The 20,697-nt window shown below is 55.5% G+C and carries 22 protein-coding genes; 14 read left to right on the top strand and 8 right to left on the bottom strand.

All coding sequences use genetic code 11. The annotated features are described in order from the left end of the window. The first annotated feature begins 140 nt into the window (after positions 1 to 140). On the top strand, positions 141 to 575 hold the full coding sequence (locus AC27FC_RS14540; RefSeq protein ID WP_000723070.1) for a hypothetical protein: 435 nt from the start codon (positions 141 to 143) through the stop codon (positions 573 to 575). Positions 576 to 832: 257 nt separating this feature from the next. On the opposite strand, the gene AC27FC_RS14535 is transcribed toward AC27FC_RS14540, so the two are convergent. After that, positions 833 to 1,948 (bottom strand): nickel/cobalt efflux protein RcnA, encoded by a 1,116-nt coding sequence (locus AC27FC_RS14535; protein ID WP_326974114.1) that lies wholly within the window; start codon positions 1,946 to 1,948, stop codon positions 833 to 835. 122 nt (positions 1,949 to 2,070) lie between these two features. Here AC27FC_RS14535 and rcnR point away from each other — a divergent pair, with 122 nt between their 5' ends. Next, positions 2,071 to 2,343 (top strand): Ni(II)/Co(II)-binding transcriptional repressor RcnR, encoded by a 273-nt coding sequence (rcnR, locus tag AC27FC_RS14530; RefSeq protein ID WP_000019951.1) that lies wholly within the window; start codon positions 2,071 to 2,073, stop codon positions 2,341 to 2,343. Between the two features lie 461 nt (positions 2,344 to 2,804). On the opposite strand, the gene AC27FC_RS14525 is transcribed toward rcnR, so the two are convergent. Beyond that, positions 2,805 to 3,743 carry an NAD(P)-dependent oxidoreductase gene (locus AC27FC_RS14525; protein ID WP_196355122.1) on the bottom strand — a complete coding sequence of 313 codons (939 nt, stop codon included), beginning with the start codon at positions 3,741 to 3,743 and terminating at the stop codon, positions 2,805 to 2,807. Beyond that, the gene (locus AC27FC_RS14520; RefSeq protein ID WP_196355106.1) at positions 3,743 to 4,435 is read right to left on the bottom strand and encodes an RraA family protein; all 693 of its coding nucleotides are present in this window, start codon (positions 4,433 to 4,435) and stop codon (positions 3,743 to 3,745) included. Before AC27FC_RS14520 ends, AC27FC_RS14525 begins: the two co-directional genes overlap by 1 nt. A gap of 169 nt (positions 4,436 to 4,604) precedes the next feature. On the opposite strand from AC27FC_RS14520, the gene AC27FC_RS14515 reads away from it, so the two are divergent. Beyond that, positions 4,605 to 5,342 carry an IclR family transcriptional regulator gene (locus AC27FC_RS14515; protein ID WP_033146857.1) on the top strand — a complete coding sequence of 246 codons (738 nt, stop codon included), beginning with the start codon at positions 4,605 to 4,607 and terminating at the stop codon, positions 5,340 to 5,342. A 37-nt stretch (positions 5,343 to 5,379) separates the two neighbouring features. On the opposite strand, the gene AC27FC_RS14510 is transcribed toward AC27FC_RS14515, so the two are convergent. Next, a complete protein-coding gene (locus AC27FC_RS14510) occupies positions 5,380 to 6,714 on the bottom strand; it encodes an MFS transporter (RefSeq protein WP_033146856.1) in 1,335 nt (444 codons plus the stop codon). Positions 6,715 to 7,031: 317 nt separating this feature from the next. Here AC27FC_RS14510 and AC27FC_RS14505 point away from each other — a divergent pair, with 317 nt between their 5' ends. Both AC27FC_RS14505 and AC27FC_RS14500 read left to right on the top strand, forming a co-directional pair. Beyond that, positions 7,032 to 7,430 (top strand): potassium channel family protein, encoded by a 399-nt coding sequence (locus tag AC27FC_RS14505; RefSeq protein WP_023309546.1) that lies wholly within the window; start codon positions 7,032 to 7,034, stop codon positions 7,428 to 7,430. 166 nt (positions 7,431 to 7,596) lie between these two features. Further along, complete coding sequence (locus tag AC27FC_RS14500) at positions 7,597 to 8,622, top strand: TerC/Alx family metal homeostasis membrane protein (RefSeq protein ID WP_024908851.1); 1,026 nt, start codon at positions 7,597 to 7,599, stop codon at positions 8,620 to 8,622. A gap of 60 nt (positions 8,623 to 8,682) precedes the next feature. Here the strand turns inward: AC27FC_RS14500 and AC27FC_RS14495 are convergent, their stop codons facing one another. Next, the gene (locus AC27FC_RS14495; RefSeq protein ID WP_014885577.1) at positions 8,683 to 9,345 is read right to left on the bottom strand and encodes an HAD family hydrolase; all 663 of its coding nucleotides are present in this window, start codon (positions 9,343 to 9,345) and stop codon (positions 8,683 to 8,685) included. A 239-nt stretch (positions 9,346 to 9,584) separates the two neighbouring features. On the opposite strand from AC27FC_RS14495, the gene AC27FC_RS14490 reads away from it, so the two are divergent. Next, positions 9,585 to 10,112, top strand: coding sequence for an NlpC/P60 family protein (locus AC27FC_RS14490; protein ID WP_032667969.1), 528 nt, complete (start codon positions 9,585 to 9,587; stop codon positions 10,110 to 10,112). 5 nt (positions 10,113 to 10,117) lie between these two features. Here AC27FC_RS14490 and AC27FC_RS14485 read toward each other — a convergent pair whose 3' ends face one another. Both AC27FC_RS14485 and AC27FC_RS14480 read right to left on the bottom strand, forming a co-directional pair. Continuing rightward, positions 10,118 to 10,912 (bottom strand): SDR family NAD(P)-dependent oxidoreductase, encoded by a 795-nt coding sequence (locus AC27FC_RS14485; protein WP_487160236.1) that lies wholly within the window; start codon positions 10,910 to 10,912, stop codon positions 10,118 to 10,120. A gap of 32 nt (positions 10,913 to 10,944) precedes the next feature. After that, positions 10,945 to 11,826, bottom strand: a complete 882-nt coding sequence (locus AC27FC_RS14480) for a LysR family transcriptional regulator (RefSeq protein ID WP_032662157.1) — start codon at positions 11,824 to 11,826, stop codon at positions 10,945 to 10,947. Positions 11,827 to 11,925: 99 nt separating this feature from the next. Between AC27FC_RS14480 and AC27FC_RS14475 the strand changes: the two genes are divergently transcribed. The 8 genes from AC27FC_RS14475 to arnF all read left to right on the top strand — a co-directional run bounded on the left by AC27FC_RS14475 (position 11,926) and on the right by arnF (position 20,131). Beyond that, positions 11,926 to 12,429 carry a phenolic acid decarboxylase gene (locus AC27FC_RS14475; protein ID WP_008503103.1) on the top strand — a complete coding sequence of 168 codons (504 nt, stop codon included), beginning with the start codon at positions 11,926 to 11,928 and terminating at the stop codon, positions 12,427 to 12,429. A gap of 326 nt (positions 12,430 to 12,755) precedes the next feature. Beyond that, positions 12,756 to 13,895, top strand: coding sequence for a UDP-4-amino-4-deoxy-L-arabinose aminotransferase (arnB, locus tag AC27FC_RS14470; RefSeq protein WP_023309541.1), 1,140 nt, complete (start codon positions 12,756 to 12,758; stop codon positions 13,893 to 13,895). 1 nt (position 13,896) lies between these two features. After that, positions 13,897 to 14,880, top strand: coding sequence for an undecaprenyl-phosphate 4-deoxy-4-formamido-L-arabinose transferase (arnC, locus tag AC27FC_RS14465; protein WP_023333737.1), 984 nt, complete (start codon positions 13,897 to 13,899; stop codon positions 14,878 to 14,880). Further along, positions 14,877 to 16,859 (top strand): bifunctional UDP-4-amino-4-deoxy-L-arabinose formyltransferase/UDP-glucuronic acid oxidase ArnA, encoded by a 1,983-nt coding sequence (gene arnA, locus AC27FC_RS14460; protein ID WP_196355107.1) that lies wholly within the window; start codon positions 14,877 to 14,879, stop codon positions 16,857 to 16,859. The genes arnC and arnA overlap by 4 nt, the downstream gene beginning before the upstream one ends. Then, complete coding sequence (gene arnD, locus AC27FC_RS14455; protein WP_023309538.1) at positions 16,856 to 17,758, top strand: 4-deoxy-4-formamido-L-arabinose-phosphoundecaprenol deformylase; 903 nt, start codon at positions 16,856 to 16,858, stop codon at positions 17,756 to 17,758. The genes arnA and arnD overlap by 4 nt, the downstream gene beginning before the upstream one ends. After that, positions 17,755 to 19,410 (top strand): lipid IV(A) 4-amino-4-deoxy-L-arabinosyltransferase, encoded by a 1,656-nt coding sequence (gene arnT, locus AC27FC_RS14450; protein WP_196355108.1) that lies wholly within the window; start codon positions 17,755 to 17,757, stop codon positions 19,408 to 19,410. The genes arnD and arnT overlap by 4 nt, the downstream gene beginning before the upstream one ends. Then, on the top strand, positions 19,407 to 19,745 hold the full coding sequence (gene arnE, locus AC27FC_RS14445) for a 4-amino-4-deoxy-L-arabinose-phosphoundecaprenol flippase subunit ArnE (protein WP_071995995.1): 339 nt from the start codon (positions 19,407 to 19,409) through the stop codon (positions 19,743 to 19,745). The genes arnT and arnE overlap by 4 nt, the downstream gene beginning before the upstream one ends. Next, positions 19,742 to 20,131, top strand: a complete 390-nt coding sequence (gene arnF / locus AC27FC_RS14440) for a 4-amino-4-deoxy-L-arabinose-phosphoundecaprenol flippase subunit ArnF (protein WP_047059881.1) — start codon at positions 19,742 to 19,744, stop codon at positions 20,129 to 20,131. The genes arnE and arnF overlap by 4 nt, the downstream gene beginning before the upstream one ends. Here the strand turns inward: arnF and acpT are convergent. After that, positions 20,079 to 20,696, bottom strand: coding sequence for a 4'-phosphopantetheinyl transferase AcpT (gene acpT / locus AC27FC_RS14435; protein ID WP_196355109.1), 618 nt, complete (start codon positions 20,694 to 20,696; stop codon positions 20,079 to 20,081). The genes arnF and acpT overlap by 53 nt on opposite strands. Position 20,697 lies beyond the last annotated feature (1 nt).

Raw genomic sequence — 20,697 nt, 5'->3', positions numbered from 1 at the left:
ATAATCATACATAAATCAGGAGCAGAGTGATAACGCAATCGCCTGGTTCCTGGAGTGATGAATAACCCGCCCTGAGATCAAATGCTTTCTCTGTTATAAGCCGTTGATTGTTTGGGTATGAAAACACCGGAGACCCAACCATGAAAAAGATCCTTGTATCATTTGTTGCCATTATGGCTGTCGCTTCATCCGCCATGGCTGCAGAGACAATGAACATGCATGACCAGGTAAATAATGCCCAGGCACCCGCCCATCAGATGCAGTCAACCTCTGAAAAAAGCGCTGTTCAGGGAGACAGTATGACAATGATGGATATGAGCGGACACGATCAGGCTGCAATGTCCCATGAAATGATGCAAAACGGCAACGCTTCTGCCCACCAGGACATGGCGGAGATGCATAAAAAAATGATGAAAGGCAAACCAGGGGCCACCAACGAATCAGCAACGTCATTTTCAGAAATGAACGAGCATGAAAAAGCCGCTGTTGTGCACGAGAAGGCGAATAATGGTCAGTCTTCCGTTATTCATCAGCAGCAGGCTGAAAAGCATCGCAGCCAGATCACCCAGAATTAACCCGCAGCTCCACTTGTTAGACCCTCATTTGACGCCGAAGTCACTGGCTTACGCTCCCATTCGGGAGCGTTTTTTTTATTCTTTCATTTATCATTGAGTCTTATGGGAATGGATTTAATCAGTTACTTAATCCCTGCCTCAGCAACAAGTCCCGGAAAGAGCAGCTTTATATTCCGGGTTTTTCTGCTCATAACCTCAACGGTGGCGCTTAGGATGTACTTTGTAAGTACCCAGAGTGTGTGTCATCAGTACCGGTGTTAATGCACCAGCCCATTCCAGCCATGTATACCCATGTAAATCCCAACAGCAGCAATCAGGGCGCTTGAAATATAGGGGGCTCTTCTGGCGATGGTATTGAAGCCACTCCAGCGTTTGGCGACCTGACGAACGCTGATCGCCGCACCCACTCCAACCGTTACGAGGGTCAATGCCAGGCCGATACTGAAACAAACAACCAGTGTGGCACCCAGCGTAAGCGCTTTAAGCTGAAGGCAGATCAACAATACAGTTATAGCTGCCGGGCAAGGGATAAGCCCTCCTGTCAGTCCAAATATCAGGATTTGCCCGTTGGTTACTTCTTTCCCGTCGAAGCGGCGTTTTATGTCATTGGCATGAGCCAGTTCGTGAGCGTCCTGATACTCTTTCGAATTCACATCCAGCCCATCAAGCTCAGAGTGGTCATGGTCATGGTCGTGTTCAGCGAACGCCACATCATAGTCATGGACATGACCACGATGTCCCAGAGACAGACGTACGTTGAAACTGTGAGGCTCAGGGATGGGAGATGTTGACTCCAGATAATCACCATGATCAACAAATTCAAAAGTCTGAGAGATCGTACTGTTTTCCCGAAGTGTGGTTAATGAGATATCTTCAGAAGCCCATCTTTGGCCACTAAGAGTGCGTAGCCGCCAGTGGGGAAGTTGTCCTTCTTCAAAAATGGACAGTTCAACTTTTCCATGGCCAGTATCGATCAACCTTGTTTCGTCATGGTGATGATGTTCATTCTCCTGCATTCCCTCCAGCCAGTTTTTCTCACCGCTCCAGGTTCGCCAGAACATCCAAAAAGCCGTACCAAGGATGATCACTGAAGAGACCATCTGTAGCCAGGGTTCGGCTGATTCTGCGGTAAATTTATTACTGATATACATCCCTCTAAAAGCAATCAGCCATACGACTGCAGTGTGCGACAATGTTGCCGCGACACCCAGCATCACGGCCTGACGTACGGTGCCTTTTATAGCAATGATGAATGCTGCCATCATTGTTTTGGAGTGCCCGGGCTCCAGTCCATGAAGCGCGCCAAGCAGAATGGCGCTGGGGATGAAAAACCATGCGTTGCCTTGCTGAAGAAGTGTCGTAAATTCGTTCATGAGAATCATTCTTGGTTATTAAGTGTAGGCCGGATTCTACTCCCCCCCAGTAAAATATACTACCCCCCAGTAGAATAACGCTGGTATAGTTACATAAAATATCCAGGAGAGTGAGAGCCCACATGTCACATACCATCCGCGATAAACAAAAACTGAAAGCACGTACAAGCAAGATCCAGGGGCAGGTTGCTGCGCTGAAAAAAATGCTTGATGAACCTCACGAATGTGCCGCTGTACTGCAACAAATAGCCGCCATACGTGGTGCCGTGAATGGTTTATTGCGTGAAGTGATTAAAGGACATTTGACTGAACATATTGTTCATGAAAGTGAAGAACAGAAACGAGAAGAAGACCTGGACGTTGTGCTGAAGGTTCTGGATTCTTACATCAAGTGACAGTTTGGCTAAAAGCCCTGAGCATTAATTTATCTAAATAACACGTTATCAAGTGACGGTTTTGGGCTGTTTGTAGCGGCATAGTGAGTTTGTTTAATCAATGAGCTTTAAGATGCCCCCCTTCATGCAAGGCAACGCGTACATTTCTGGTACATCTACTTCCCTTACTTTGCTCAGGGCAACCCACATTGTTAAAGCCTCTACTCGCTGACCATCAAAATCACCCAACGTCAGATAATGGAAAAAAATTTTGGATGACATTTTGAAACGTGTCCTCTGCTGTGAACGTCGAGAGATGCTACGCGAGAAAGGAGATGACCTACTTAGTATCCTGTTAAGTAGGTCTATCTGAAGAAGTAGACAACTTTAAAGTCTTTTTCATGTTAAAGGAGACAACTTTAATGTCTGTGTACAGCAGAAGACAAGTGACATAAGAGCACAGCCACTCGTCACGGTTGGCTTTACGAGCTGACGGTGGTGACGTCTGTCACAGCAAGAATATTGCTCGCGGCCACGGTCCCCATCCTGATATATGACGCTGCGGTAACGCCGCCAATATGTGGTGAAATAACCACGTTTTCTACGGACTGCCAGAGGTGCGGCGCGGTCAGCGGCTCGTGGGTAAAGCTGTCCAGCGCGGCGCTGTGCAGCGTGCCATCCCTGAGCGCCGCCAGTAACGACTCATCGTGGATCAGCCCACCGCGTGCCGTATTGACCAGAATTGCGTTCCGCTTGCAGTGTGCGAGCGTTTCGCTATTGATCATCCCCCGATTCTCATCGTTCAGCGGACAGTGCAAAGAGATGACATCGGAACGGGAAAGAAGTCCGTTCAGCGTTTCTGCGCGTTCGCACAGGGCAGGCATAGTCTTAGCATAGGGATCGTAAGCCAGCACCTTCATGCCGAAAGCGTGACCAATAGTCGCCACGCGCGAGCCGATAGCACCCAACCCAATTAGCCCTAACGTTAAGCCCTCCAGTTCAATGGATTTATGCGTCGCCTTATCCCAGTGCCCGTCTCGCAGCCGCTTGTCCAGAGGCACCACTGACTTTGCGCAGGCGAGGATCAGCGCCCAGGTATGTTCAGCCACTGCCGCCGCGTTTGCACCTGGCGCAGACCGGACGGCGATGTTGCGCTCGGCCGCTGCCGTCTGGTCTATCACATCGATCCCGCTTCCGTGCTTGGAAATAACCTGCAAAGCCGGGGCGGCATCCATAACTTTCTCGGTGATCCTGCCGTAACGTACCAGGATCGCCACAGGATTGTGTCGTTTACACAGCGCGATCAGGTCATCTTCTGTGGGCTGGCGGCCCGCAAACACCACCTCAAAGCCCTGTAACATCACCATGGCCTGCTCCGCCAGGTCGCTTCCGGTAACCAGCACTACGTCTTTGCCCCCCATCACAGCGTCTCCTCGTCGCTCAACATACCTGCCTTACGAAGCGCGTCATCAAGCCAGTGTGGACGTAAATCGCCTTCACGGATGGCAGCAAGACGCCGGGTCTCCATCTCCAGCTTTTCTTTTGCCAGAGCGATAACCTCCTGAACCTCATCTCGCGGGATAACGACCACGCCGTCGATATCCGCGACAACAAGATCCCCGGCCTGAACCGTCGCCCCGGCGACTGAAATGGGATGATTAACCCGGCCAGAAATTAACTTTGTCGGGCCGCAGGGGTTCAAACCGGCAGAAAAGACGGGGTAGTGACCTTTGCTCAGGGTGTCGGCGTCACGTACAGCGCCATCAATAATAATGCCCGCAATGCCGCTCGCCTGAGCCTGAGTGGCCATGATTTCGCCAAGCAGCGCGCAGCTCAGGTCGCCTTTGCCATCGACGACCAGGACATCGCCGGGCTGCGCCACCGCCATCGCGGCATGAATCGCCAGATTATCACCCGGACGGACTTCAACGGTGATGGCCGGACCCGCAACGGACATGTGTGGGGCCAGCGGTTTGATGCGGCCATGAAGCGTACCGCGGCGACCGGCCACGTCGGCCAGAATAGCTGCCTGATACTCGGCAGCCCGACGAACGTCCTCGGCAGAAACGCGCTCGAAATGGCGATTAATCGGTTTTTTTTCATTAACGGACATAAATGCCTCCATATTGTTTTACTGAGTACAATGCAGGTGTACAGAACAAAACAACTATAGCGGTGTTGCTTTCCTTTTAGCCAGACCCGAGGTGGCGTTTGTGATGTAAACACGAAGTGACTCACAAAATTTGAGGTACACTCACTGCCGGGCTAAAAAGGAGATAATGATGGGGAATGAAGGCGTTGTAGCGGTTGAAAAAGCGCTGGCTTTACTGGATTGCTTCCGTCCTGGAGATGAGAGCCTGACGCTGACCGCGCTGGCACAGCTGTCGGGTTATCACAAAACCACGGTTTACCGCTTGATGAATTCTCTTGAACGGATGAATTACGTCGTCAGGCATGAAGACGGCAATTATGCGCTGGGCCCACGTCTGCTTTACCTCGGCAAGCTGTATGAACAATCTTTCCATCTTTCCCGGGTGGTTCAGCCAGAGCTTCAGGCCTTATCCCTGGCGTCTCAGGAGAGTGCCAGCTGGTATGTGCTGGAGGGAGGGCAGCGGCTTTGCCTGTTTCGCGCTGAAGCGTCGCATGGCCTGCGACACAGCAATCTTCCCGGCAGCCAGTTCCCGCTCGATAATTCGGCCATCAGTAAGGTATTACGCCATTGGGGGCTCAATGAAAGCCTGCCGGAGGGAGACGCTGAACTCCCATTCTACACGTCAGGCGCGCGCGACCCCCATACCGCTGCGTTTGCGATGCCTGTCTTCGGCGTTCACGACAAGCTGGTTGCGGCGTTAGCCCTGACCGGCCCCATCTCGCGGCTGACGGAAGATCGTCGTGAGAAGGAAATAGGGCAGTTGATGAAGGCGGCTGCAAGCCGTCTGTCGCAGAAAATGGGCGCCAGCAAGCCCTTCTGTCAGCAGTTCTTTGGTGAAACGAGCGACGCGGCGGAAGAAAATCTTTAAACGCAGAAGCGGGACAAATGTCCCGCTTCTGTCATCGTTAATGCGTGACCTGTTTTTCGTGTAGCTGAGCGCGGCGGGCCTGCCGCCCCATAATGAGCACCGCGATACCCCCGGCCACGCACAGCGCGGCCAGCGGAAGCATTGCCAGCGTGTAGCTGCCTGTCCGCTCATTGATAATGCCGTACGCGTTTACCATCACCGCCCCACCTATCAGGTTTGCGATGGCGCCAATCGCGGCCAGTCCCGCCGCCGCTGAGGTACTGCTCATCCAACCGGACGCCAGCGCCCAGAAAGGCCCTTTCATTGAATAAGCGCCTATCAGCATAATGCTCAGGATAACGATCGTGGCAGACAGCGAGACGCTTACAAAGGCGGCGAACACACCTGCGGCAATCATGAACAGCGTGAGTGCGGTATGCCAGCGGCGTTCGTTGGTACGATCGGAATTCCGTCCCCATACAATCATCAGAACCGATGCCAGACCGTAAGGAATGGCGTTAAACAGACCTGTCTCAAGGTTATCCAGATGGAAGGATTTCAGCAGTTGAGGAGACCAGACGCTGATGGTGGTGCCCGCGGAAGATGCACCCGCGTAAATCAGCGCCATCAGCCAGATCTGACGATGCTTTAGCAACTGCCACGTCGTCTGGTGTCCAATGTTCTTTTGCTGGCTACGCTCGGTCTCAAGCGTGGTTTCCAGCCACTTTTTCTGTTCATCACTGAGCCAGCTCGCCTGATGAGGGCGATCCCGGAGAATAAACCAGGCTGCAATACCCAGCAGCACCGCCGGCAAGCCTTCAATAATGAACAGCAGATGCCAGCCGCGAAGACCCAGCCAGCCATCCAGTGACAGTATCAACCCGGAAAGCGGGGAGCCGATGAAGTTAGCGAGCGGGATGGCGACCATAAAGGACGCAATAATGCGTGCGCGGTAGCGGGACGGGATCCACCAGGTCAGATACAGCACGACGCCCGGGAAGAAGCCCGCCTCTGCAGCACCGAGAAGAAAACGGACGATATAGAGCGACGTGGTGTTCTGCACCAGGGCCATACACATGGAGACGATGCCCCAGCTGATCATAATGCGCGGGATCCACAGCCGGGCGCCGACTTTCTGCATGGCCAGGTTGCTGGGTACCTCAAACAAAAAATAGGCCACGAAGTAAAGGCTGCTGGCGAAGCCAAAGGCCGCTTTGCTGAGGCCAAGGTCCTCATTCATTTGCAGCGAAGCCATGCCGATATTCCCGCGATCGATAATGGAGACCAGGTAACTGACAATCAGAAACGGGAGAATACGCCAGATCACCTTCCGCATCGTCTCTCTTTCTATGTCCTCGGTGGCGGTAGCGCCGTTACGTAAATGTTCTGTCATTGTGTCCTCGCAGGGTTTGTTCTTTGTTTTATTAGGTACAACTCAGTTTTATTAAACAAAACCACTATAGCGACGGCGCGTTATTTTTATCCAGTTAATGGAAGGTTTAAATGATGTAAATAAGAGGTGACTCACAGATAGTGCGCTGCAGATATATCGCTCACAGCAGTCGAACCAGCCGCAAAGAGGGCACGCTGCAAGGGAGATAATCACGCAACGCAATTATTGCACCAACTTTTCCTCGTCATTCAACTAAGCTTCGACCAGGTGCCCCGCCTCGTTCGCGGGGCCAGATTCCTTTTGGTCGAGCACGCATCATGCAGCTACTCAGTATTATTATTTTGCTTACCCTTACCGTGGTGATCCATTCGCTGTGGATGTTTGGCGTTTTAAAGTTCATCAAATTAGAAGTCGATTCGGCGGTACGCATCGTTTTACGCAATGTCGGTATCGTGATCTCCATGATCTTCGCCCACCTCCTTGAGGCCGGACTGTTTGCTGCGTTTTATTTTGTCATCGACGCGTTTAATGACTGGAACACCAGCTTCTATTTTTCACTGGTCAGCTACGCTACCGTGGGATACGGCGACGTCACGTTACCCCAGCACTGGCGGCTCATCGGCGGGGTGGAAGGGCTGGTGGGCGCGTTGATGGTGGGCTGGTCTGTCGCGGTTCTGGTGGCGGTGCTGCAGCGTTTGCGCGGCATGAGCGCCTAAACGGCAGATGCGCGATCCCCGCCTGGTAAGGTAAAGTACTCCTCCTTGCGTGGCCGGAAGGCCGCGACTTTGAGGGCGAAGAGGCTGATTAACGGCCCGCCCTTTTCTGTTCCTGGTTTACGCCAGTTTGCATGGTGTTGTGTTTTGTCTGCCAAAAGGGTTTTGTATGTCTGCTGCTCATCTCGGTTTCCCGACGGAAACCGTTGTTGTCTTTGTGGTGATGGCCGTAGGGGCGATGTTTATCGACCTCTTTATGCACCGTCACGATAAACCCGTCTCGCTGAAAAGCGCGGCGATGTGGTCCATTTTCTGGGTCATGATGGCGATGGCCTTCGCCGGATTCCTGTATGTTCACCACGGCGCCGAGATGGCGAGCCTGTTCCTCACCGGCTACGCGCTGGAAGAGGTGCTCTCCGTCGATAACCTGTTTGTGATGATGGCAATCTTCGCCTGGTTCGGCGTGCCGGATAAGTACCGTCACCGCGTGCTCTACTGGGGCGTGCTGGGGGCGATAGTCTTCCGCGGCATCTTTGTGGCTATCGGCACCAGCCTGTTAAGCCTGGGGCCGTACGTTGAGGTGATCTTCGCGCTGGTCGTCGGCTGGACGGCGGTGATGATGCTCAGGCGCAATGAAGAGAGCGACGAAGTGGAAGATTACTCGGGTCATCTCGCCTATCGCCTGGTGAAGCGCTTCTATCCGGTCTGGCCGAAAATCAGCAGCAACGCCTTTATTCTGACCCAGAAAGAGGTGGATGCGGAGCTTGAAAAGCCGGAAAACCAGGACGTGATGGTTGGCCGCGTGAAGAAGGCGAAGCGCTATGCGACGCCGCTGCTGCTTTGCGTAGCCGTCGTCGAGCTCTCTGACGTCATGTTCGCGTTTGACTCCGTGCCGGCCATTATTGCCGTGAGCCGCGAGCCGCTGATTATCTACAGCGCCATGATGTTCGCCATTCTCGGCCTGCGTACGCTTTACTTCGTGCTGGAAGCGCTGAAGCAGTATCTGGTGCACCTCGAGAAAGCCGTGGTTCTGCTGCTGTTCTTCGTGGCGTTCAAGCTGGGGTTAAATGCCACCGATCACTTCTGGCATCACGGTTACAGCATTGGCGCCACGGCCAGTCTGTTTGTGGTATTAGGCGTGCTGGCGCTGGGGATTATTGCGAGCGTGATGTTCCCGGGGAAACGTGAGGCCTGATGTACCGCCTTTCTCCCTCTCCCTGTGGGAGAGGGCCGGGGTGAGGGCACCGGACCGCACCTAACCCTTAATCGGTGAATTCCGACGCTTTCGCGGGTGATGGAAGTGCCGCCAGTGCGGATCCTGCGCCGCCGCCAGCAGTTCGTGGTCGCCGCGGGTGTCTCCCCAGGCGCGCAGGTGATAGGCGTTCAGATCGCCATACACTTTTTCCAGCCTTGCCACCTTCTGGGCGCAGCGGCAGTTATTGCCCGTGATGCGCCCCGTCAGCTTGCCGTCTTTCACTTCCAGCTGCGTGCCAATCAGCTTAATGCCCAGTTTGTCAGCCCACGGCTGGAGCACCAGCGCCGGGGACGCGGAACAGATGGTCACTTCCGCACCGGAATTCACCTCAGCCGCCACCGCCAGAACCCCTTCGGGGCGCATCAGCTTGTTCCAGTATTTTTCGCAAAAGGCTTCCGCCTGCTGGCGTAACCAGTGTTCATCCACGCCCGTCAGGAAGGTTTTAATCAGCACTTCCTTCAGCTCATCGCGCGTCAGCTTGCGACGCACGCAGTGGAGCGTGGGCAGCGCCATGCGCACCAGGCGGCCCGCGAAGTAACGTTTGCCGAAGGCAAAACGCAGGAAAGGAATAAAGCTGTCGTGGTGCGTTAATGTCCCGTCAAAGTCGAAGACAGAGAGCACGCTGGATTTAGCCACCGTCTCGTCGGCAATCATATTGGTCATAAATACGTCTTAGCTGAAATACACATTCTGCGGATCAGTTTACCTGCTTTGGCTGGACAGTCCTTATATCACCACTCTTTTTTTCTCGATCTTGCGATCTCAAAGTGAGTCCATTTTTGGCCTCGATAACAATTGGTGAAAAAACGAGCTGTCTATATTATCGCCACATCGCAAGATATTTAGGGGAACCATTGGCCCCCACAGGTAAGGAAAAACTCACTCACTACTTCTTTCTTGATATGACTCTTAGATCGCTTATTTCAATCCTCACGTTAAGTTTTGCTTCGTTTTCTGCGTTCAGCTTTCAACTTCCAGCGTCGATGTTATCGATGAACAGCGAGCTGGCGGCATCACCGGCGAAATCTGCGCTGGTGCATCAGGAAACAGGTCCGCTGCGCTCGCGTATTCTCGATCAATACCAGAAATGGAAAGGCACCCAGTACCGGTGGGGCGGAACCACGCATCGCGGGGTGGATTGCTCCGCACTGATGCAGCACCTGTTCACCGATGCGGCGCATCTTAATTTGCCGCGCACGACGAGTGAACAGATCCATCGCGGCGTGCAGGTGGCGCAATACCGCCTGAGAGCCGGCGATCTGGTCTTCTTCCAGACGGGCCCGAACCGCAAGCACGTTGGCGTTTATATTGGCGAAAACCAGTTTATTCATGCCTCAACCAGTCAGGGCGTAACGGTTTCAACCCTGACGGATGATTACTGGCAGGCACACTACATTACCGCTCGTCGCATTGCAGGCAGCGCGGCCTGACAGCGTCAGATGATGTCATCCACGACGCCACCGTCGACGCGCAGCGCCGCGCCCGAGGTGGCGGAGGCCTGGGTCGAACAGACATAAATCACCATATTGGCCACCTCTTCAACCGTTGCCGCGCGCTGGATAACCGAGCTGGGGCGGTTGGCCATCACAAACTCTTTCGCCAGCTGCTCCAGCGATTTACCGGTTTTTTCGATTTCATCTTTCATCATCTCTGCGAAACCGTCAGACATCGTCGGGCCCGGCAGGACGCTGTTCACCGTCACGCCGCTCCCCGCCACAAACTTCGCCAGTCCGCGCGCCAGCGAGAGCTGCGCCGTTTTGGTCACGCCGTAGTGGATCATATCCGCCGGAATATTGCAGGCCGACTCTGACGAGATAAACACCACGCGTCCCCAGCCTTTCTGCACCATACCCGGCAGCAGGGCGCGGGACAGACGCACGCCGGACATCACGTTGGTCTGCCAGTAACGCTCCCAGGTCTCATCGTCGGTGGCATAGAAATCCTGCGGGCCGTAAATCCCGGCGTTGTTGACCAGGATATCGACGTTATTCGCCACCTTCAGAAGCGACTCGACCCCTTCCGCCGTGCTGAGATCGGCAATCGCGGCGCGCACCTGTACGCCCGGCACCACCTGCTGGAGCTGCTGAATGCCTTTATTCACCGATTCCGTGCTGCGGCCATTGACGATCACTTCCGCACCGCTTTCTGCCAGATCTCTGGCAATGGCGAACCCGATCCCGCCGGTTGAGGCGGTCACCAGCGCCACTTTCCCCGCAAAGTCGATTTTCATCATCTGCTCCTTCTCGTTTTAACGTTCGGACCTTAAAGCGTAGCAGGTGAGGATGACGGCTCCTGGCTAAAAAGGCGCAACAGCGTCTCAACCTGTTCATCAAGCGGGGCGAGGGAACGTTTAACAATCAGGTGAAGCGGCGTTGCCCTGCGCGCGCCGTGGCTCAGCGGCAGCCGTTTTAGTACACCCTGATCCAGCTGGGTCTGGATGCGTTCCTCTGGCAGCCAGCCGTAGCCGACCTGAGAGACGACGGCTTCAATCGCGGCATCGATGGTGGAGAAGGTCCACGACTCGCCGGCAGCACGCGCGGCGGGCTGGCTGTCCGCAATCTGGATAAGCGGCCACGGGCGCAGCATCTCATCATTTAGCGGCGCGTCGAGGTGAAACAAGGGGTGCCGGGAATGGGCCACGGCAACAAAGTCGATATTCATCAGCCATTCTCCGAGCCCGGTAATGTCCTGGCGGCGGGTTAAGACCATCACATCGGCTTCGTCGTTAATGGCATCGGCGCGGGTATTTTCCAGCACCTCGGTCAGACGTACCTGAGTCTGCGGATACTGCTGCTGGAACTGACGAAGAATAGCGAACAGGCGGCGGCGCGGGAAAATGGAGTCCACCACCAGATCTAACCGCGTTCGCATCCCGTTGCGAAGGGTCGCTGCGCGCGTCTCAACGTACGAAAACGCTTTCAGCAGCGGTTTAACCTGGTTGAGAAGAAGTTCTCCGGCCGGAGTTAACACCGCCCGTCGCCCCTCCGGGACCAGCAGCGCCACGCCGAGCCTCTCCTGCAGCAGCGACAGGTTATAGCTCACCGAGGACTGGCTGCGGTGGGTTTCTTCCGCGGCTTTGGCAAAGCTGCCCGCTTCCACCACTCTTTCCAGTAAAGCCCATTGTTCCAGCGTCGTCTTATGCATAATTTATCTAAAATTTGGATGAATTTGATTAAAACATAGCGTTATTCATTCATTTTTTGAAGGGGTACGATCGTCTCATCAAAACAAAGGAGACATCTTATGAACACCTTCGACAAACACGACTTAAGCGGCTTTGTTGGTAAACATCTTGTATATACCTACGATAACGGCTGGAACTACGAGATTTACGTAAAAAATGAGACCACGCTTGATTACCGTATTCACAGCGGTCTTGTGGCCAACCGTTGGGTGAAAGATCAGCAGGCTTATATCGTGCGGGTAGGCGAGAGCATCTATAAAATTTCCTGGACCGAACCAACCGGTACCGACGTCAGCCTGATCGTGAACCTGGGCGACAAGCTGTTCCACGGCACCATCTTCTTCCCACGCTGGGTCATGAACAATCCGGAAAAAACCGTCTGCTTCCAGAACGACCATATTCCGCTGATGAACAGCTATCGCGATGCGGGTCCGGCGTATCCAACGGAAGTGATTGATGAATTTGCTACGATCACCTTTGTGCGCGACTGCGGTGCCAATAATGAAAGCGTTATTGCCTGTGCGGCCAGTGAATTACCGAAAAACTTTCCAGATAATCTCTAATAAGCGCGACAATTAACTAAAAAGAAAAGTTCCCGGCTATTTCATATTATTTTGAAATGGCCGGGATTTTTTTTGTTTGTTGATGATTGGTTTAAATGAATCCATTTCAAAATGTTGCGAAAAATCACATTAAAAATATTTAATATTAATTTAACTTGTTGTTTTTCAACTAGCTGCTAGTTGTCTTATAACGTTGCAAACGTTGTCTTAATTTTTCCCTAAGGAAAGAGAGCTACTTTGATATAAGTTTATGGTTCGTTGAAATAAACGGGCTGGCATTTGGTTAATATCAAAAACATGCCATTTTTATTGCAAGGAAATTAATAATGAGTGATTTTCTGCCTTTTTCGCGGCCGTCGATGGGCGCTGAGGAAATTGCGGCGCTTCAGGACGTTTTGATGTCGGGCTGGATCACCACTGGGCCAAAGAATCAGGAACTTGAAGAGGCATTCTGTCAGCTTACCGGGAATCAGCATGCGATTGCCGTCTGTTCAGCCACCGCGGGTATGCACGTCACGCTGATGGCGCTGGATATTGGCCCGGGCGATGAAGTCATTACCCCTTCCCAGACCTGGGTCTCCACGCTGAATATGATCGTGTTGCTGGGTGCCACACCGGTTATGATTGATGTGGACAAAGATACATTAATGGTGACGCCAGAAGCCGTTGAAGCCGCCATTACCCCGCGTACCAAAGCCATTATTCCCGTTCATTATGCCGGCGCGCCGTGTGAAATCGACGCCATTCATGCCATCGGTGAACGTCACGGTATTCCGGTTATTGAAGATGCGGCCCATGCCGCCGGAACCTACTACAAGAACCGTCATGTGGGATGGAAAGGGACCGCGATTTTTTCCTTCCACGCCATTAAAAATATGACCTGCGCGGAAGGCGGCTTAGTCGTCACGGATAATGCCCAGCTGGCACAGCGGATCCGCAGCCTGAAATTCCATGGCCTGGGCGTAGATGCCTATGACCGCCAGACGCACGGCCGCGCGCCGCAGGCGGAAGTGATCGCGCCGGGCTATAAATACAACCTGGCGGACATCAACGCCGCGCTGGCGCTGGTGCAGTTAGGCAAGCTGAAAGAGGCCAACAGACGCCGCCAGGAAATTGCTGAACGCTACCTGCGTGAGCTTGCCGATACGCCGTTCCAGCCGCTCACCATTCCGTCATGGCCGCACGTGCACGCCTGGCACCTGTTTATTATTCGCGTTGACGAAGCGCGCTGCGGGATCTCACGCGACAACCTGATGGCGGCGCTGAAAGAGAAAGGCATCGGTACCGGCCTCCACTTCCGCGCGGCACACACCCAAAAATACTACCGCGAGCGTTTTCCTGATGTATCGCTCCCGAATTCTGAATGGAATAGCGCGCGTATTTGTTCTCTCCCTCTTTTCCCGGACATGACTCATGACGACACAACCCGCGTCATTACCGCACTCCATCAGCTTGCAGGACATTGATATGTTCAGTGCACCGCCTGTACAAAAAGTTTCCGTGGTAATCCCGGTTTATAACGAGCAGGAGAGCCTGCCCGAACTGATCCGTCGTACAACCGCCGCCTGCGATACGATGGGCAAGGCTTATGAAATTCTGCTGGTAGATGATGGCAGTAGCGATAATTCCGCGCTGATGCTGACCGAGGCCGCGCAGGCCGAAGGCAGCCATATTGTTGCCGTGCTGCTCAACCGCAACTACGGCCAGCACTCGGCGATTATGGCGGGGTTTAGCCACGTCACGGGCGATCTGATCATCACCCTGGACGCTGACCTGCAAAACCCGCCGGAAGAGATCCCGCGCCTGGTCGCCAAAGCCGATGAAGGCTATGACGTGGTCGGCACGGTACGTCAGAACCGTCAGGACAGTCTGTTTCGCAAGCTGGCCTCACGCACCATCAACCGTCTTATCCAGCGCACGACCGGTAAAGCGATGGGCGATTACGGCTGCATGCTGCGCGCCTACCGCCGCCATATTGTCGACGCGATGCTGCACTGCCATGAGCGCAGCACCTTTATTCCGATCCTCGCCAACACCTTTGCCCGCAAGGCAACGGAAATTCCGGTTCTGCACGCCGAGCGCGAGCACGGGGAATCGAAGTACAGCTTTATGCGTCTCATCAACCTGATGTATGACCTCATCACCTGTCTGACCACCACGCCGCTGCGTCTGCTGAGCGTGTTCGGCAGCATCATCGCCGTGGCCGGGTTTGCGCTGTCCGTTCTGCTGGTGGTGCTGCGCCTGGTCTTTGGCCCGCAGTGGGCGGCGGAAGGGGTCTTCATGCTCTTTGCCGTGCTGTTTATGTTCATCGGCGCCCAGTTTGTCGGGATGGGCCTTCTCGGTGAATACATTGGCCGTATCTATAACGATGTTCGCGCGCGTCCGCGCTACTTTATTCAACGTGTTGTCCGTCAGGAACACAAAGCATCTCAAGAGGAAATTCACCCATGAAAGCTGTTGTATTTGCCTATCACGATATGGGGTGCACGGGCACGCTGGCCCTGCTGGAAGCGGGCTATGACATTGCGGCAATCTTTACCCATCCGGACACGGCTGGAGAAAACAACTTTTTCGGCTCCGTGGCGCGTATCGCCGCCGAGCGTGGGATCCCGGTTTATGCACCGGACGACGTCAACCACCCGCTGTGGGTGGATCGCATCCGCGCGCTCGCGCCTGACGTAATCTTCTCGTTCTACTATCGCAACCTGCTCTCTGACGAGATCTTAGGTCTGGCCGCAAAAGGCGCCTTTAATCTTCACGGTTCTCTGCTGCCCGCCTACCGCGGCCGCGCTCCGCTGAACTGGGTGCTGGTGAACGGTGAAACGGAAACGGGCGTGACGCTGCACCGCATGGTGCGCCGTGCTGATGCGGGCGCTATCGTGGCACAGCAGAAGGTCGCTATTGATGCGGACGAAACTGCGCTGCAGCTGCATCAAAAGCTGAATGCAACGGCACAGACGCTGCTGCGTGATGCACTTCCAGGCATCCTCAATGGCACCTTCAGCGAGACCGCGCAGGATGAGAGCAAGGCAAGCATCTTTGGCCGCCGCGCGCCGGAAGATGGTCGTCTGGACTGGAACAAGCCTGCCCGCCAGCTGCACAACCTGGTGCGCGCCGTGACCGACCCGTGGCCGGGCGCGTACAGCTTTGCGGGCGTAAGCAAATTTATCGTCTGGAAATCCCGCGTGCGTGACGATATTCCGGCTGCCAAACCGGGCACCGTCGTCTCTGTCTCTCCGCTGATTGTGAGCTGCGGCGAGCAGGCGCTCGAGATCGTCACCGGACAAACCGACAACGGCCTGTACGTTCAGGGCACGCAGCTGGCGCAGTCTCTGGGTCTGGTGGCCGGGGCGCTGATCACCAGCGCACCGGTTGTTGCCATCAAGCGCCGTACCCGCGTGCTGATCCTCGGCGTGAACGGCTTTATCGGTAACCACCTGACGGAACGTCTGCTCAAAGACGATAACTACGAAATCTACGGTCTGGATATCGGCTCTGACGCCATCAGCCGTTTCCTCGATAACCCGCGTTTCCACTTCGTGGAAGGGGACATCAGCATCCATTCCGAGTGGATTGAATACCACATTAAAAAATGCGACGTGGTGCTGCCGCTGGTCGCCATTGCCACGCCAATCGAGTACACCCGTAACCCGCTGCGCGTGTTCGAGCTGGACTTCGAAGAGAACCTGAAGATCATCCGCGACTGCGTGAAATACGATAAGCGCATCATCTTCCCGTCCACGTCTGAAGTGTACGGCATGTGTACCGATAAGAACTTCGATGAAGACACCTCCAATCTGGTGGTCGGGCCGATCAACAAACAGCGCTGGATTTACTCCGTCTCCAAACAGCTGCTGGACCGCGTGATTTGGGCCTACGGCGAGAAAGAGGGCCTGCGCTTTACCCTGTTCCGTCCGTTCAACTGGATGGGCCCGCGTCTGGATAACCTCAACGCGGCGCGTATTGGTAGCTCCCGTGCGATCACCCAGCTGATCCTGAACCTGGTAGAAGGCTCGCCAATTAAGCTTATCGAAGGCGGGAAACAGAAACGCTGCTTTACGGACATCAGCGACGGTATCGAAGCGCTGTTCCGCATCATCGAAAACAAAGATAACCGCTGCAACGGTGAAATCATCAACATCGGTAACCCGGACAACGAAGCGAGCATTCGCGAGCTGGCAGAGATGCTGCTGGCCAGCTTTGAGCGCCATCCGCTGCGCGACAAGTTCCCGCCGTTTGCCGGCTTCCGCGAAGTGGAAAGCAGCAGCTACTACGGCAAAGGGTATCAGGACGTTGAGCACCGTAAGCCAAGCATTCGCAACGCGAAGCGCTGCCTGAACTGGACGCCGACGGTGAAGATGGAGCAGACCATTGACGAAACGCTCGATTTCTTCCTGCGTACCGTGGAGCTGTCGGAACAGGTCTCATGAAAAAAGTCGGTTTACGCATTGATGTCGACACCTTCAGGGGAACGCGTGACGGCGTACCCAAACTGCTGGAACTGCTGAACAAACACGATGTGCGTTCCAGCATTTTCTTCAGCGTGGGGCCTGACAACATGGGACGCCATTTATGGCGTCTGATTAAACCGGCATTTCTGTTCAAAATGCTGCGTTCGCGCGCAGCATCCCTCTACGGCTGGGATATTTTGCTGGCCGGCACCGCCTGGCCCGGCAGACGTATCGGCGCGGGTAATGAAGCCGTTATCCGTGAGGCGGCGCAGCATCATGAGGTGGGTCTGCACGCCTGGGACCACCATGCCTGGCAAGCCTGGGCGGGCGTCTGGGATATCCCGCGCCTGTCCCGTGAGGTCGAGCGTGGGATGCTGGAGCTGGAGGCCATTACCGGTCAGCCCGTGCGTTGCTCCGCCGTGGCGGGATGGCGTGCGGATCAGCGCGTCGTGAAGGCCAAAGAAGCCTTTGCGTTTCGCTACAACAGCGACTGTCGCGGAACCGGGCCCTTTTTGCCGCTGTTAGGCGAAAATCGCTACGGAACGGTGCAAATTCCGGTTACGCTTCCCACCTGGGATGAAGTGGTCGGGCGCGAGGTGAAGGCGGATGAGTTCAATCGCTACATTCTGGACCGCATCCATCGTGACGCCGGCACGCCGGTGTATACCATCCATGCCGAAGTGGAAGGGATTGCGTATCAGCATGATTTCGACGAACTGCTGACGATGGCCGCTCAGGAGGGCATTGAATTTTGTCCGTTGAGCGAGCTGCTGCCGGACGATCTCAGCACCCTGCCCGTGGGCAAAGTCGTCCGTAATGAAATGGCTGGCCGGGAAGGCTGGCTTGGCTATCAACAAACCGTGAGTCCGGTCCCATGAAAACAGCCCGTTATGGCTTAGCGCTTCTCGCACTGTTTATCGTTTACTACCTCATTCCGGTCGATATTCGTCTGCTCTGGCAGCCTGATGAAACGCGCTATGCGGAAATCAGCCGCGAAATGCTGGCATCCGGAGACTGGGTAGTCCCGCATTTTCTGGGGCTGCGTTACTTTGAAAAACCGATTGCTGGCTACTGGATCAACAGCATCGGGCAGCTGCTGTTCGGGCACACCAACCTCGCCGTGCGCGCCGGTTCTATATTCTCCACCGGGTTAGCGGCGCTGCTGGTCATCTGGATGGCATGGCGTCTCTGGCGAGATAAGCGGACCGCCATTTTCTCCGGTCTTATCTTCCTGACCCTGTTCCTGGTGTATGGCATCGGCACGTATGCGGTGCTGGATCCTATCATCACCCTGTGGCTGGTGGCGGCGATGTGCAGCTTCTGGCTGGCCTCACAGGCCCAAACCGTTGCCGGAAAAGCGGGCGGCTATGTGCTGCTTGGGCTGGCCTGCGGGATGGGGGTGATGACCAAAGGCTTCCTGGCGCTGGCGGTACCGGTGATTGGCGTGCTGCCGTGGGTGATCGCCCATAAGCGCTGGAAAGAGGTGCTGATTTTTGGCTGGCTCGCGATCCTGAGCTGTGTGCTGATTGTTCTGCCGTGGGGGCTGGCTATTGCGCAGCGTGAACCTGACTTCTGGCGTTATTTCTTCTGGGTTGAGCATATTCAGCGTTTTGCCCAGAGCGACGCGCAACACAAAGCCCCGTTCTGGTACTACATACCGTTCCTGATCGCGGGCAGCCTGCCGTGGCTTGCGCTTTTGCCCGGTGCGATTCGTCTCGGCTGGAATGACCGACAAAACGCGGGTGGCGGGTTCTATCTGCTGGGTTGGGTGGTGATGCCGCTGTTGTTCTTCAGCATCGCCAAAGGCAAGCTGCCGACCTATATCCTGCCGTGCTTTGCCCCGCTGGCTATCCTGATGGCGCGCTATGCCTGCCTCGCGGCGGAAAAAGGTGCCAGAGCGTTACGCATTAACGGCGGGATTAACCTGGCGTTTGGCGTTATCGGCGTGGTGGCGGCGCTGGTGGTCTCGCCGTGGGGACTGTCTAAGCATCCGGTCTGGACGTCGGTCGAACTGTATAAAGTCTTCTGTGCGGTGGTGGCGTTCCTCATCTGGGCCGCGGTAGGCTGGTTTACCTTCAGACAGAGCCAGCAGCGCTGGTGGCTGGCGGCACTGTGCCCCGCAGGGCTGGCGCTGCTGATTGGTTTTGCCATTCCTAACCTGGTGGTGGATTCCAAACAGCCGCAGTCGCTGGTCGATACCGTGCGCGAGCCGCTTCAGGAAAGCCGATTCGTGCTGGCCAATAACGTGGGCGTGGCCGCGGGCCTGGCGTGGGAGCTGAAGCGTAATGACATCACGCTGTTTGGTCAGAGCGGCGAACTGCGCTACGGGCTGGATTATCCCGATGTGAAAGATCGTTTTGTCAGTGAGGACGACTTCGCGCAGTGGCTGGCAGCGCATCGTCAGCAGGGGGGCGTGTCGCTGGTCATGCTGCTGTCAAAACGCGACGATATTTCACGGGCGAATTTACCGCAGCCGGACAATCTCTATATCCAGGGGCGTCTGGCCTTGCTGGAGTACCTGCCGAAGTGATGACCTGGATCTGGCTGATACTGGCAAGCCTGCTCAGCTGCGCGGGGCAGCTGTGTCAGAAACAGGCTACCCGTCCGGCGAAAGCCGGGCGGCGCGGGGCGCACATCGCGCTGTGGCTTGGCCTGGCACTGCTGGCGCTGGGCTGCGGGATGCTGGTCTGGCTGGTGGTGCTGCAACGCCTGCCTGTCGGCATCGCGTATCCTATGCTGAGCCTCAATTTTGTCTGGGTGACGCTGGCGGCGAAGGCGTTCTGGCGTGAGCACGTTGCTGCGCATCACTGGCTGGGAGTAGGGTTCATCATCATTGGGATTGTTATCCTGGGAGGGAGCCTGTGAAAGGAGCGTTCTGGGCCTTATGCAGCGTGCTGTTAGTCAGCGCGGCGCAGCTGTTGCTGCGCAATGCCATGCAGGCATTGCCACCGGTCAGTGAGATCCTGGCGTTTGTTTCCGCGCTGTGGCACTTCTCGTCCGGCACGGGCGCGCTGCTGCTGGGGTTGACGGGGTACGTGGCCTCGATGGGCTGCTGGTATCTGGCGCTGCATCGCATGGCGCTCAGCAAAGCGTATGCCCTGCTGAGCCTCAGCTATATTCTGGTGTGGGCCGCCGCGATCCTGCTGCCCGGCTGGGGAGAACGCTTCTCCTGGCACGGGCTGGTGGGCGTCGGATTTATTATTCTGGGTGTGTTAGTGATTTTTCTGCCCCGAACGTCCCAACGTGAATAATCGATTCGTGGTTCAGGGTGTAAGGGGTCGATGTGCAGACGGCAAGGCTCAGCGAGCCGACCTGTAGCTGGCTGACCGCGTGCGTCTGCGCCGTGCTGTCGATGCTGACAATCTGCCAGGCGCTGCCGCCACGCTGTTTCACAATCGCTTCTTTCCGCGTCCAGATACGCCAGAAGGCGGAAAGCCGTTCCTCGGGCGCTTCACGCTCCAGCTCGTCATGCTCCGTCATGCTGAATACCGCATTAGCCAGCGCCTGCCAGTTCTTCCTCGGGCGAATCACTTCGATATCGCAGCCGACTTCACCTTCATCGCTCATCAGCAGGGCGATATCGTCACCGCTGTGGCTCAGGTTGAACCACAGCGGATGACCCTTCGCAAAGGCCGGTTTGCCCTGCTCGCCGTAAATGATGTCGGGGAGCGGGTGAGGGGATAACGTTCTGGCGAGCAGCGTCCTCCCGGCCAGCCAGGAGGCCTGTCGGGCACCCTGAGGCGCCCTGTCTGCGAGCGCTGACGCCAGCGGGTCCGCGCAAAGGGTGGAGATTTTTCCCAGTACAAACTGGTACATA

It is taken from the genome of Enterobacter sp. C3_dUdeg, from assembly GCF_057536195.1.
This window is presented reverse-complemented; position numbering and strand designations above follow the sequence as displayed.